This window comes from Aquitalea sp. LB_tupeE (assembly GCF_013391415.1).
Classification (GTDB): Bacteria; Pseudomonadota; Gammaproteobacteria; order Burkholderiales; family Chromobacteriaceae; genus Aquitalea.
This window is the reverse complement of sequence record NZ_JACAXB010000026.1, coordinates 37860-50006: the sequence shown is the minus strand read 5'-3', so window position 1 is coordinate 50006 and position 12147 is coordinate 37860. Positions and strand designations below refer to the sequence as shown.

12 protein-coding genes are annotated in these 12147 nt (G+C 58.6%); 6 read left to right on the top strand and 6 right to left on the bottom strand.

The window, feature by feature from the left end; genetic code table 11:
- Positions 1-152 precede the first annotated feature (152 nt).
- From earP to HWX34_RS13130, 3 genes are all read left to right on the top strand, one after another.
- Positions 153-1310, top strand: a complete 1158-nt coding sequence (gene earP / locus HWX34_RS13140) for an elongation factor P maturation arginine rhamnosyltransferase EarP (protein WP_178972665.1) — start codon at positions 153-155, stop codon at positions 1308-1310.
- Between the two features lie 57 nt (positions 1311-1367).
- Positions 1368-1931 carry an elongation factor P gene (efp, locus tag HWX34_RS13135; protein ID WP_045846211.1) on the top strand — a complete coding sequence of 188 codons (564 nt, stop codon included), beginning with the start codon at positions 1368-1370 and terminating at the stop codon, positions 1929-1931.
- Between the two features lie 103 nt (positions 1932-2034).
- On the top strand, positions 2035-2577 hold the full coding sequence (locus HWX34_RS13130) for a DinB family protein (RefSeq protein WP_178972664.1): 543 nt from the start codon (positions 2035-2037) through the stop codon (positions 2575-2577).
- A gap of 50 nt (positions 2578-2627) precedes the next feature.
- Here HWX34_RS13130 and zapE read toward each other — a convergent pair whose 3' ends face one another.
- Complete coding sequence (gene zapE, locus HWX34_RS13125) at positions 2628-3791, bottom strand: cell division protein ZapE (protein WP_178972663.1); 1164 nt, start codon at positions 3789-3791, stop codon at positions 2628-2630.
- Positions 3792-4072: 281 nt separating this feature from the next.
- On the opposite strand from zapE, the gene HWX34_RS13120 reads away from it, so the two are divergent.
- The 3 genes from HWX34_RS13120 (at position 4073) to HWX34_RS13110 (ending at position 6914) form a co-directional block, all read left to right on the top strand.
- Positions 4073-4813 (top strand): acetoacetate decarboxylase, encoded by a 741-nt coding sequence (locus tag HWX34_RS13120; protein WP_178972662.1) that lies wholly within the window; start codon positions 4073-4075, stop codon positions 4811-4813.
- A 15-nt stretch (positions 4814-4828) separates the two neighbouring features.
- Entirely contained in the window at positions 4829-5611 is a 783-nt protein-coding gene (locus HWX34_RS13115) for a 3-hydroxybutyrate dehydrogenase (protein ID WP_178972661.1), read from the top strand.
- Positions 5612-5735: 124 nt separating this feature from the next.
- Positions 5736-6914, top strand: a complete 1179-nt coding sequence (locus HWX34_RS13110; RefSeq protein WP_178972660.1) for a patatin-like phospholipase family protein — start codon at positions 5736-5738, stop codon at positions 6912-6914.
- A gap of 73 nt (positions 6915-6987) precedes the next feature.
- Here HWX34_RS13110 and cysM read toward each other — a convergent pair whose 3' ends face one another.
- The 5 genes from cysM to pyrF all read right to left on the bottom strand — a co-directional run bounded on the left by cysM (position 6988) and on the right by pyrF (position 12146).
- Positions 6988-7875: a cysteine synthase CysM gene (cysM, locus tag HWX34_RS13105; protein ID WP_178972659.1), complete on the bottom strand. Its 888-nt coding sequence runs from the start codon at positions 7873-7875 to the stop codon at positions 6988-6990.
- Between the two features lie 170 nt (positions 7876-8045).
- Complete coding sequence (gene rfaD / locus HWX34_RS13100; RefSeq protein WP_178972658.1) at positions 8046-9041, bottom strand: ADP-glyceromanno-heptose 6-epimerase; 996 nt, start codon at positions 9039-9041, stop codon at positions 8046-8048.
- Between the two features lie 74 nt (positions 9042-9115).
- Positions 9116-10078 (bottom strand): D-glycero-beta-D-manno-heptose-7-phosphate kinase, encoded by a 963-nt coding sequence (gene rfaE1, locus HWX34_RS13095; RefSeq protein WP_178972657.1) that lies wholly within the window; start codon positions 10076-10078, stop codon positions 9116-9118.
- A gap of 5 nt (positions 10079-10083) precedes the next feature.
- Positions 10084-11403 (bottom strand): UDP-glucose/GDP-mannose dehydrogenase family protein, encoded by a 1320-nt coding sequence (locus HWX34_RS13090; protein WP_178972656.1) that lies wholly within the window; start codon positions 11401-11403, stop codon positions 10084-10086.
- A complete protein-coding gene (gene pyrF, locus HWX34_RS13085; RefSeq protein WP_178972655.1) occupies positions 11400-12146 on the bottom strand; it encodes an orotidine-5'-phosphate decarboxylase in 747 nt (248 codons plus the stop codon). Before pyrF ends, HWX34_RS13090 begins: the two co-directional genes overlap by 4 nt.
- Position 12147 lies beyond the last annotated feature (1 nt).

Below are 12147 nucleotides of genomic sequence, written 5' to 3'. Positions count from 1 at the left end.
CTTTTGACAGCATCTTTTCATTTTAACTGTTTTATCAAACAGTGTTAGTTACATGTTGTTAGCAAGCTTGTACCGCCAACAGCCCGGCATCATCCTCACACTGTCACCTGGCCGTGCTATGCTGCGCCAGCTTTTTTCCGGATGCCCGCACCATGCCAGACTCCTCCGCCCTCAGCTGGGATATTTTCTGTACCGTCATCGACAACTACGGTGATATCGGCGTTGCCTGGCGGCTGGCGCGGCGGCTGGCGCATGACTTTGGCTACGAGGTGCGCTTGTGGGTGGATGACCTGGCCAGCTTTGGCCACATTGCCCCCTTGCTGGACCCGGCCGCAGCCACCCAGATTCTGGAAGACATCCGGGTGTGCCAGTGGCGCGCGGATAACCCTTTTATCGACTATCAACCGGCGCAGGTGGTGATAGAGGCGTTTGGCTGCCGCCTGCCCGACGCCGTGGAACAAGCCATGGCAGGGGCGGACATCAAGCCGGTCTGGATCAACCTGGAATACCTGTCCGCCGAGGACTGGGTGGAAGACTGCCATGGCATGGCCTCGCCCCACCCGCGCCTGCCGCTGACAAAATACTTTTTCTTTCCCGGCTTTACTGACCGTACCGGCGGGCTGCTGTGCGAGGATGGCCTGATTGAAACCCGCCGGCATTGGCAACAGGACAAGCTGGCGCAGCGCGCCTTCTGGCAGATGTTCGACATCCCGGAAAAACAGCCGGAAGAATGGCGTGTCAGCCTGTTTGCTTATGAAAACCCGGCCGCACGTGAGCTACTGGAATACTGGACCGGCAGCCAGATGCCGGTCCACTGCATGGTGCCGGAAGGCAAGATTCTGGCCGATGTGGAAGCGGTGATGGGGCAGCCACTGCACGCAGGCCAACATGTCAGCCGTGGCGCGCTGACCGTGCATGTACTGCCCATGACTGATCAGGACAGCTACGACCTGAGCTTGTGGTCTTGCGACATCAACTTCGTGCGCGGCGAGGACAGCTTCGTACGGGCACAATGGGCTGGCCGGCCTTTCATCTGGCACATCTATCCGCAAGACGACGCGGCGCACATGGTGAAGCTTGATGCCTTTTTGTCACACTATTGCGCCGCGCTGGACGCCGAAACCGCCAGCGCCCTGCGTGCAGCCAGCCATGCCTGGAACCACGGCCAGGGCATGGTGGCCGCCTGGCAACAACTGGAAAAGCAGCTGCCACAATGGCACCGGCACAGTCGCCAATGGCCGGACAAACTGCTGCAACACGGTGACTTGGGGATGCGGCTGGTGCAATTCATACAAAACCGGCTAAAATAGCCCGTTTTTCGGAAACCGTTTTCCGAGTTCAATCAAGAGTTTGGGACTTTACACGTAATGAAAACCGCACAAGAACTCCGCGCTGGCAACGTATTCATGGTAGGCAACGACCCGATGGTCGTGCAAAAAGCCGAATTCAGCAAATCCGGCCGTAACGCTTCCGTCGTGAAGATGAAGATGAAGAACCTGCTGACCGGCGCCGGCTCTGAAGCCGTTTACCGCGCTGACGACAAGTTCGACGTCGTGGTTCTGGACCGCAAGGATTGCACCTACTCCTACTTTGCTGACCCGATGTATGTGTTCATGGACAGCGAATTCAACCAGTACGAAGTAGAAGCCGATAACCTGGGCGACACCATCAACTACATCGTTGACGGCATGGAAGATGTTTGCCAGGTGACCTTCTACGATGGCAAGGCCATCTCCGTGGAACTGCCGACCACCGTGATCCGCGAAGTGGAATACACCGAACCGGCCGTACGTGGCGACACTTCGGGCAAGGTTCTGAAGCCGGCCAAGCTGGTAGGCACCACCTTCGAAGTTCAGGTTCCGGCCTTCGTCAACACTGGCGAAAAGATCGAAATCGACACCCGCACCGGCGAATTCAAAAAGCGCGCCTGATCGCCTGTTTGAATGCTGTGCAAAAAGCGGCCTGATGGCCGCTTTTGTTTTGCCTGTCATTCCGGCAAATGCCGGGTTATCGTGCTGTTTTCAGGAGGGGACGATGAACCGACTCGAACAGCTTGCGCTGCAAGCCCGCTACAACCAGTGGATGAATGACAAGCTTTACCAGGCTGCCGCCCGCTTGCCGGCAGCGGTTCTGCAGCAGGACAACGGTGCGTTTTTCGGCTCGTTGTTCGGCACCCTCAATCACATCGTGGTGGGCGACACCCTGTGGCTACAGCGCTTTGCCCGGCATCCGGCCGCTTTTGCCGCCCTGCAGCCGGTGCTGGAGATTCCCCGCCCGGCATCGCTGGACGGCCTGCTGTTTGACCAGCTAGCAGAGCTGGCAGCACGGCGACAGCTGCTGGATGAGGTCATCATCCAGCTATGCAGCGCGCTTGAGGACAGCGATCTGGATCAGCCGCTGGCCTATCACAACACCCGCGGCATCGCGCAGTGCAAGAACTTCCATGCCCTGCTCTTGCACTTCTTCAACCACCAGACTCACCACCGTGGCCAGGCCACCACCTTGCTGTCCCAACTGGGAGAGGATGTCGGTGTTACCGACCTGATTGCCCTGATCGACGACATTCCGCAAGCCTGACAGCAAAACGGCCAGACACTGTCTGGCCGTTGCATACTGGCAGCTCCCGCTCAGATCACCACACCCGGCGGCGGCTGATCATGGGTTTCGCCAGCGCTCTGGTGCGGCAGTTCCAGATAACTCTTGGATTGCATCTCGGTCAGCCGGCTGGCAGTACGGAAAAACTCGCTGGACTGCACGCCGTCGGTGTAAATATCGTCGATTGGCACCGCAGCAGAGGCAATCAGCTTGACCCGGTTGTCGTAAAACACATCCACCAGCCAGGTAAAGCGGCGGGCAATGGAAGCATCCTTGGCCATCAGCTTGGGAATACCGCTGATGAACACGGTGTGGAATTCGGTGGCGATTTCCAGATAGTCAGTCTGTGCCCGTGGCCCATCGCAAATGGCGTAAAAATCAAACCAGATGATGCCCGGTGCCAGTTTTTTCACCGGAATCTGCCGCCCCAGCACCTCGATTTCCTGCTTGGCAATCAATTCTTCGCTGCTCAGGCGGGTGAACATGCCTTCCATGCGCGTCTCGGCAGCAGCATCCGCCGGCACCATGAACAAGGGCTCGCGCGTCAGTTCGCGCAGGCGGTAATCATTGCCGCCATCCACGTTCAGCACATTCAGTTCGCGCTTGATCAGTTCGATGGTTGGCAGAAAATTCTGCCGTTGCAGACCGTTGGGATACAAGCCGTCCGGCGGATAATTGGAGGTGGTGACCAACACTACGCCGCGCTCGAACAGGGCGCTGAGCAGGCGGCCCAGCATCATGGCATCGGCAATATCGCTGACATGGAATTCGTCAAAACACAGCAGGCGGGTTTCACGGGCAATCTTGTCGGCATAGGCGAGCAAGGGGTCTTTGCTACCGGCCAGCTGACGTAGCTCGCGATGCACCTCGGCCATGAAATTGTGGAAATGGATACGACGCTTGCGGCGGTAGGGCACGCAGGCGTAGAAAGCATCCATCAGAAAGCTCTTGCCGCGCCCCACCCCACCCCAGAAGTACAGGCCGCGCGGCACATCCGGGCTGCGCAGGCTGCGCCCGAGAAAACGGTTGCGTTTGTCTTTGAACTCCAGCAGTTGATGCCACAATGCATCCAGCTGCTCAATCGCGGCAGCCTGGGCAGCATCGTGAATGAAGCCGGGCTTTTCACTGGCCGCCTGATACCAGGCCTTGGGGCTGGTCAGCGCCGTTCCATCGGGAGAAAAGGTGTGCTGAGACATAGTGTGTGCGTGTGTTCTTGGCGTTATGGCGCAGGCAGCAGCCCACGCAGGATGACCATGCAGCATGCTGGCCATCAGACAGAGAAGCCAGCATGATAACCCGATTCCGCAGCAAACCGCTCATGCGCATGACCAGCCGCCGCCAGAGCCAGCTCTTCTGAAAAAACCAGCCCCTCTACCAGCGCTGTCGTCTGGCATACGCAGCACATCGCCCCCATTCTTGCCAACGGTTCAGCTGCGAACCATGCCCTCATCCGCCCACCACCACTATGGGGACCTCAATGGAAATCGAACAGATTCGCCAGCAGGCGTTTGCCATGCCCATCAGCAGTCCGGCCTTTCCGCCTGGCCCTTATCGCTTTTACCAACGGGAATTCTTCATCATCAGCTACCGGACCGACCCGGACAAGCTGCGCGCCGTGATTCCGGCCCCGCTGCAAATGGCCGAACCGGTGGTCAATTTCGAGTTCATCCGCATGCCGGATTCCACCGGTTTTGGGGACTACACCGAAAGCGGGCAGGTGATTCCGGTCCTGTACCAGGGACAACGCGGCAACTACACCCATGCCATGTACCTGAATGATCACCCGCCCACCGCCGGTGGACGTGAGCTGTGGGGCTTCCCCAAGAAAATGGCCAATCCCCGCCTGCAAGTGCATACCGACACCCTGGTGGGTGAGCTTGATTACGGCCCGGTACGTATCGCCACCGGCAGCATGGGTTACAAACACCGGGAACTGGACAGAGAAGCCATTGCCGAAAGCCTGCGTACCACGCCCAACTATTTGCTGAAAATCATCCCGCATGTGGACGGTACGGCACGTATTTGCGAGCTGGTCAGCTTCCCCATGCTGGATGTGCAAGTGCACGGTGCCTGGACTGGCCCTGTCGCACTGTCGCTCTTCCCGCATGCACTGGCTCCGGTGCATGATTTGCCGGTACTGGAGATACTGGGTGCCAAGCATTACGTTGCCGACCTGACACTGGGCCTTGGCAAGGTCGAATTCGATTATCTGGCCTGAAACAGGAGAAGTCTCATGAAGCTGCAAGGAAAAGTTGCCCTGATCACCGGTGCTGCCAGCGGTATTGGCCGTGCCATTGCCGAAACCTTCGCCCGCGAAGGTGCGGCGGTTGCCATTGCCGACATCAATCTGGCCGCAGCCCAGGCCACGGCAAAGGAAATTGAAGCCGCCGGTGGCAAAGCCATGGGCGTGGCCATGGATGTCACCAATGAAGAGGCCGTCAATGCCGGTACCCAGGCGGTAGTGGATGCCTTTGGCCAGCTGGACATTCTCATTTCCAATGCCGGTATCCAGATCATCAGCCCGCTGGTGGATTTCAGCTTTGCCGACTGGAAACGCCTGCAAGCCATTCATGTGGACGGCGCCTTCCTCACCACCAAGGCAGCCCTCTCCCACATGTACAAGGATAAGCGCGGCGGTACCGTCATTTACATGGGCTCGGTGCACTCGCACGAAGGCTCCAAGCTCAAGTCGGCCTATGTGGCCGCCAAACATGCGCTGCTGGGCCTGAGTAAGGTACTGGCCAAGGAAGGCGCGGAATACAATGTGCGCTCACACGTGATCTGCCCCGGCTTTGTCCGTACCCCGCTGGTGGAAAAGCAGATTCCGGAACAAGCCAGGACCCTGGGCATCTCCGAAGACGAAGTCATCAAGCACGTGATGCTGGGTGACACTGTCGATGGGGTGTTCACCACGGTGGACGATATCGCGCAAACCGCGCTGTACCTGGCGGCCTTCCCCAGCGCGGCACTGACCGGCCAGTCCTTTGTGGTGAGCCACGGCTGGTACATGCAGTAAGTCCGGCCCCAGCAGCAACACGCACTGAGCCACATCGCCAGCCTGCACCATCCGGTGCAGGCTGGTCTTGCATTGCAGCACCACCGCCCCGGAACCGTACGCAAATCGACACAGGAGTCATGGCATGGGTGTTACTCGCCAAGCACATCTTCCGCTATATCGTAGTCACAGCCTGCCCCGAGGTCATCAATACCAGGTAGTGGCCCTGCTGCTGCAAGGGGGTGGCGCGCTGGGTTCCTATCAGCCCGGGGTTTACCAGGGCCTGGCAGAGGCCGACCTGCATCCCAACTGGGTTGCGGGCATTTCCATTGGCGCACTTAACGCCGCCATCATTGCCGGCAATCCACCAGAGAAACGGGTGGATCAGCTCCGGCGCTTCTGGGAAACCATTTGCCAGCCACCATTGCTCCCCTCTACGCCACTGAGTCATCTGGATACCAGTCAATGGCCAGACCCGATGCAACACATGCTGGCCGGCTGGGAAGCCTGGCGCTCGCTGCTGGAGGGACAGAACGGTTTTTATCGTCCGCGCCTGCCCTGGAGCTTTCACCAGCACAGCACACCGGCAGAAATCAGCTTTTACGACACCAGTCCGCTCAAGCAGACGCTGGAACAACTGGTGGATTTTGATCGGCTGAATGACAGCCGGCAGATGCGGGTGTCTGTGGGCGCGGTCAATGTACGTTCCGGCAACTTTGTGTGTTTCGACAATACGCGGCACACGCTGCGCGCAGAACACTTCATGGCCTCGGGTGCGCTACCGCCAGGCTTTCCCGCGGTGGAAATAGACGGCGAGTTCTACTGGGATGGCGGCGTGGTATCCAATACTCCGCTGGGGCAGCTGATTGATGCTGACGAGCACAGCAATATCCTGGCATTCCAGGTGGACCTGTGGAGCGCGCGTGGCGACCTGCCTGGCAATATGAAGGAAGTGGCCATGCGGCAGAAAGACATTCAGTACTCCAGTCGCACCCGGATGACGACCGATGTGCTGCGCCATGAACTGCACGTTCGCGAAATGCTGTCCGCGCTGCTGAAACTGATTCCGGCCGAGCATCACGACAAGGAAATATTCCAGGCTGCAGAGCGGGCCGCCGGTAGCCAGCGGCTCAATATCATCCACCTGATATATCAGGACAAGGTTTACGACGACCACTACAAGGACTACCAGTTTGGCATGCAAACCATGCGCCAGCACTGGCACAGTGGTTATCAGGACATCCGCAACAGCTTGCAGCGCCCCGGCTGGCTGGACATGCCGGATGCCGCCAACCCCTGCGTGACACACGATATTCATCGTTGAACAGACACTCCACCCGCCACCATAAAAAAAGCCGTTTCCCCTTGGAAACGGCTTTTTTATTGCACTGTTTGTCTTACAGAGGGAACAGGCCGGTCGACAGGTAACGGTCTCCCCGGTCGCAGACGATGGAAACAATGACCGCGTTTTCCAGCTGCCGGTTCAACCGCAATGCCACCGCCAGCGCACCGCCAGAGGACGGGCCGGCCAGAATGCCTTCTTCGCGTGCCAGTCGGCGCGCAGTATCTTCCGCCTCTTGCTGGGAGACATGGATCAGCTGATCAATACGGCTGAAATCGCAGATTTTGGGCAGATATTCGTCTTCCCATTTGCGGATGCCGGGAATCTGGCTGCCGGTTTCCGGCTGTACGCCGATGATCTGGATAGCCGGATTTTTTTCCTTGAGAAAACGGCTGTTGCCCATAATGGTGCCGGTGGTACCCATGCTGGAGACAAAGTGCGTGACCTGACCCTGGGTATCCGCCCAGATTTCCGGCCCGGTACTTTCATAATGCGCCAACGGGTTATCCGGGTTGGCAAACTGGTCCAGAATCACCCCCAGCCCGGCACGCTGCATGCGGTGTGCTTCGTCAATGGCACCGGGCATGGAGGCTTCCTTGGGGGTCAGGATGACTTCAGCACCATAGGCACGCATGGTTTGCACCCGCTCGGCACTGGAGCCCTCGGGCATCAGCAGTATCATCTTGTAGCCCATCATCGCCGCTGCCATGGCAAGTGCAATACCGGTGTTGCCACTGGTCGGCTCGATCAGGGTGTCACCCGGTTTGATATCGCCGCGCGCCTCAGCCCGACGGATCATCGACAGTGCAGGCCTGTCCTTGACCGATCCGGCCGGGTTATTGCCTTCCAGCTTGAGCAAGACGATATTGCTGCTGTCACCCGGCATGCGCTTGAGCCGTACCAGCGGAGTGTGGCCGACGAAATCTTCCAGATACTTGTACACAGTGGGTCTCCTTGCGAGAGCGCCATTATACGACCTGGCGTTATCTTCCAGTCGAACCGTTATTTCTAATCAAATAACCAATATCGAGCGCGCAGGTCTGGCAGTAAGGTGAAATGCCATGAAAAAACCGCCAGCACAAGGCAGGCGGTTTTACTGACAGTCAACAAGGCTTAGCGGCTGATCAGCCAGTCCACGTAACGGTCCACCCCCTGCTCCACCGTCAGCATGGGCGCGCTGTAACCGGCGTCGCGCAGCTTGCCGATGTCGGCCTGGGTAAAGCTCTGGTATTTGCCCTTGAGCGCATCCGGGAAGTCGATGTACTCAATGATGCCCTGGGCCACCAGTTCGTCCAGGCTCAGCGCCGGTTTGCCTTCGTGGCGGCGGCAGGCATTGACAGTGGATACCGCCACGTCATTGAAAGGCTGGGCGCGACCGGAACCCAGGTTGAAGATACCGCTCTTGCCCGGGTTATCCAGGAAATACAGGTTGACCTTGACCACGTCTTCCACCGAGACAAAATCACGGCTTTGCATGCCATTGCCCCAGCCGTCATTGCTGCCGAACAGCTTGACCTTGCCGTGCTCGCGGTACTGATTGAAGTTGTGGAAGGCCACCGAAGCCATGCGGCCCTTGTGCTGCTCTTGCGGGCCGTAGACATTGAAGTAGCGGAAACCCACGGCCTGAGCGGACAGGCCTTCTTTCATGCGCTGGCGCAGTACCTGGTCAAACAGGAATTTGGAATAGCCATAGACATTGAGCGGGCCTTCGTACTGGCGCTCTTCCTTGAAGATGGTGCCCTTGCCATAGGTGGCCGCACTGGAAGCAAACAGGAACTGGATTTCCTCGTGCTGACAGTAATCGAACAAGGCCAGCGTGTACTGATAGTTGTTGTCCATCATGTACTTGCCGTCGTGGTTCATGGTGTCCGAGCAAGCACCCTGGTGCAGGATGGCGCTGATCTCGCCTTCGTATTCATCTTCCAGCAGCAGATTCAGAAAATCATGCTTGTCCAGATAATGGGCAATTTCACAGTCCACCAGATTGCGGAACTTGTCACCCGACGTGAGATTATCTACGGCAATGATGTCGGTAATGCCACGCGCATTGAGCGCCTTGACGATATTGGAACCAATAAAGCCGGCAGCGCCGGTCACCACGATGGTCATGATTAATCCTTTCTTGATTGCAGCCGGCCGGGTTAGCCCCTGACATCCGGCTGCATGATGCGGTATAGCGCAGATCAGCTGGCAAACAGCTCCTGCTGAGTACATACGGCGGTGCCCAGCTTGCCCACCACGATGCCGGCAGCGGCATTGGCCAGACTCATGGCGGTCGGCAAGGGCAGACCGGCTGCCATGGCCAGGCCCAGTGTGCCGATGACCGTATCACCGGCACCGGAAACATCGAATACTTCGCGGGCGAAAGTAGGCTGATGCAGCGCGCCATCGGCACGGAACAAGGTCATGCCCTCTTCGCTGCGGGTTACCAGCAGCGCATCCAGCTGTAACTGGCTGCGCAGAGCCTGGGCCTTGGCAATCAGCTGTTCTTCGTTCTGCCAGCTGCCAGCCACTTCCTTGAACTCGCTGCGGTTGGGTGTCAGCAAGGTAGCACCGGCGTACTTGGCATAATCATCGCCCTTGGGGTCGATCAACACCGGCTTGCCTGCGGCACGGGCCAGTTCGATCATGCGGGCCACATGGGTAAGGCCACCCTTGCCGTAATCCGACAGGATCACCACGTCGTGGCTGGCCAGTACCGACTGGTATTGCTCCAGCTTGTCTGCCAGGATTTCCCGGCTGGGTGCATCTTCAAAGTCCAGCCGGATCAACTGCTGCTGACGTGCCACCACGCGCAGCTTGATAGTGGTGGAGATAGCCGCATCCCGTTTGAACAAGGTGGTGATGCCATCGTCCTTCATCAGGCGTTCCAGTGCGGTAGCCGCTTCGTCATCACCCACCACGGACAAAATGGAAGACTTGCCACCCAGGCTGGCGATATTGCGCGCCACATTGGCTGCACCACCGGCCCGCTCTTCCATGCGGCCGATACGCGCCACCGGTACCGGTGCCTCCGGTGAAATGCGGGATACATCGCCAAACCAGTAGCGGTCCAGCATCACGTCCCCCACCACCAATACGCGGGCACCGGCAAGGTCGGCAGCCAGCTTGCTGCGATCCAGTCCAAGTTGTTGCAACAGATTCATGCTCTTCAGCGTCCTATCGCCTGATAGTCGAAACCCAGCTCGCGCAGCCAGGCAGGGTCGTACATATTGCGGCCATCCAGAATCACCGGCTGCTTCAGCTTAGCCTTGATGGCGTCAAAATCCGGGGTACGGAACATCTTCCATTCGGTCACGATCAACAAGGCATCGGCACCGGAGAGTGCAGAAATCATGTCTGGAGCAAAGCTCAATGACGGGTTGTCGCCCATCACGCGTTGCGCTTCAACAGCCGCTACCGGGTCGAAAGCAGCCACGGTAGCGCCGCGTCGCGTGAGCTCAGCCACAATCACCCGGCTGGATGCTTCACGCATATCGTCGGTATTCGGTTTGAAGGCCAGGCCCCACAGGGCGAAATGTCGTCCGCTCAGGTCTTCGCCAAACCGTTTTACCGCCTTGTCCACCAGGCGGCACTTTTGCGCTTCATTGGCTTCTTCCACGGCATTGAGCACACGCATGGCATGGCCTTGCTCGCGACCACTGGCCACCAGGGCTTTGACATCCTTGGGGAAGCAAGAGCCGCCATACCCGGCACCGGGGTACAGAAAGTGGTAACCGATACGCGGGTCCGAACCAATCCCCAGGCGCACCTGTTCGATATCCGCACCCAGCGACTCAGCCAGATTGGCCAGCTCGTTCATGAAGGAAATACGGGTTGCCAGCATGGCATTGGCCGCGTATTTGGTCAGTTCGGCCGAGCGGACATCCATCACCAGGATACGGTCATGATTACGGTGAAACGGCGCATACAGACGGCGCATCAGTTCGATGGCGCGTTCGTCTTCCACGCCCAGTACAATGCGGTCCGGCCGCATGAAGTCATCAATGGCCGCCCCTTCCTTGAGGAATTCCGGGTTGGACACCACGCTGAATGCAATGTCCACCCCACGTTCAGCCAAGGTAGCGGCAATCTGTGCCTTTACTTTGTCGGCGGTGCCCACTGGCACGGTGGACTTGTCCACCACCACCTTGGGTTCGGACATATGCAGGGCAATATTGCGCGCCGCGGCCAGCACATATTGCAAGTCGGCAGAACCATCTTCATCGGGCGGGGTGCCCACGGCAATGAACTGGATTTCACCAAACGCAACCGACTCGGCTACATCGGTGGTAAAGGACAAGCGGCCAGCTGCGGCATTGCGCTTGACCATGTCTTCCAGACCCGGTTCATAAATGGGAATACCACCTTGTTGCAAAGTGGCAATCTTGACCGGGTCCACGTCCAGACACAGCACGTGATTGCCCATTTCTGCCAGGCAGGCCCCCGTTACCAGACCAACGTAGCCGGAACCAATAACGGTGATTTTCATGACAGCGTAGCCCGGTAGGTCGCGATATCGGCATTGATCTTGCGCAGCACCTCCAGCGGTGCATCAGCGCGGGTGATCGGGCGGCCGATCACCAGATAGTCAGCCCCGGCCTGCAGGGCTGCTACCGGTGTCATGACCCGGCGCTGGTCGTCAGCAGCACTGTCGGCCAGGCGGATGCCCGGTGTGATCAGCTTGAATTCCCGCCCCAACGCCGACTTGAGCATGGGCGCTTCCTGTGCCGAGCACACCACACCATCCAGGCCACAGTCCCGGGTCAGCGTGGCCAGACGCAGTACATGCTCCTGCGGCGAAGCAGTGATGCCGATATCCACCAGATCCGCCGCTTCCATGCTGGTCAGCACGGTCACGGCAATCAGCAGCGGACGCTGACTGTAATGAGCCAGGCCTTCACCGGCGGCCTCCATCATGCGGCGTCCACCGGAGGCATGCACATTCACCATCCAGACACCGGCATCGGCCGCTACCTTACAAGCGTGCGCCACGGTATTGGGAATGTCGTGGAATTTCAAATCAAGAAATACCTGAAAACCACGGGCAGCCAGGCTTTCCACCAGGCTGCGGCCTGTAGCGGTAAACAGCTCCTTGCCCACTTTGAGCCGGCATTGTTGCGGGTCCAGGCGGGCTGCAAATTCAAGGGCCGACGGCGCGTCGGCAAAGTCCAGCGCCACTACCACAGGAGATGCCGGTTCCAGATCCATACCGGCGGCAATTAGCGGATTCATT

What these genes read in the sequence shown, in the direction of transcription:
- earP (WP_178972665.1), top strand. Translation starts at nt 153, where the DNA reads ATGCCAGACTCCTCCGCCCTCAGCTGGGATATTTTCTGTACCGTCATC.
- rfaD (WP_178972658.1), bottom strand. Translation starts at nt 9,041, where the DNA reads ATGACCATCGTGGTGACCGGCGCTGCCGGCTTTATTGGTTCCAATATC.
- HWX34_RS13090 (WP_178972656.1), bottom strand. Translation starts at nt 11,403, where the DNA reads ATGAAAATCACCGTTATTGGTTCCGGCTACGTTGGTCTGGTAACGGGG.
- HWX34_RS13120 (WP_178972662.1), top strand. Translation starts at nt 4,073, where the DNA reads ATGGAAATCGAACAGATTCGCCAGCAGGCGTTTGCCATGCCCATCAGC.
- HWX34_RS13115 (WP_178972661.1), top strand. Translation starts at nt 4,829, where the DNA reads ATGAAGCTGCAAGGAAAAGTTGCCCTGATCACCGGTGCTGCCAGCGGT.
- HWX34_RS13130 (WP_178972664.1), top strand. Translation starts at nt 2,035, where the DNA reads ATGAACCGACTCGAACAGCTTGCGCTGCAAGCCCGCTACAACCAGTGG.
- efp (WP_045846211.1), top strand. Translation starts at nt 1,368, where the DNA reads ATGAAAACCGCACAAGAACTCCGCGCTGGCAACGTATTCATGGTAGGC.
- HWX34_RS13110 (WP_178972660.1), top strand. Translation starts at nt 5,736, where the DNA reads ATGGGTGTTACTCGCCAAGCACATCTTCCGCTATATCGTAGTCACAGC.
- zapE (WP_178972663.1), bottom strand. Translation starts at nt 3,791, where the DNA reads ATGTCTCAGCACACCTTTTCTCCCGATGGAACGGCGCTGACCAGCCCC.
- rfaE1 (WP_178972657.1), bottom strand. Translation starts at nt 10,078, where the DNA reads ATGAATCTGTTGCAACAACTTGGACTGGATCGCAGCAAGCTGGCTGCC.
- pyrF (WP_178972655.1), bottom strand. Translation starts at nt 12,146, where the DNA reads ATGAATCCGCTAATTGCCGCCGGTATGGATCTGGAACCGGCATCTCCT.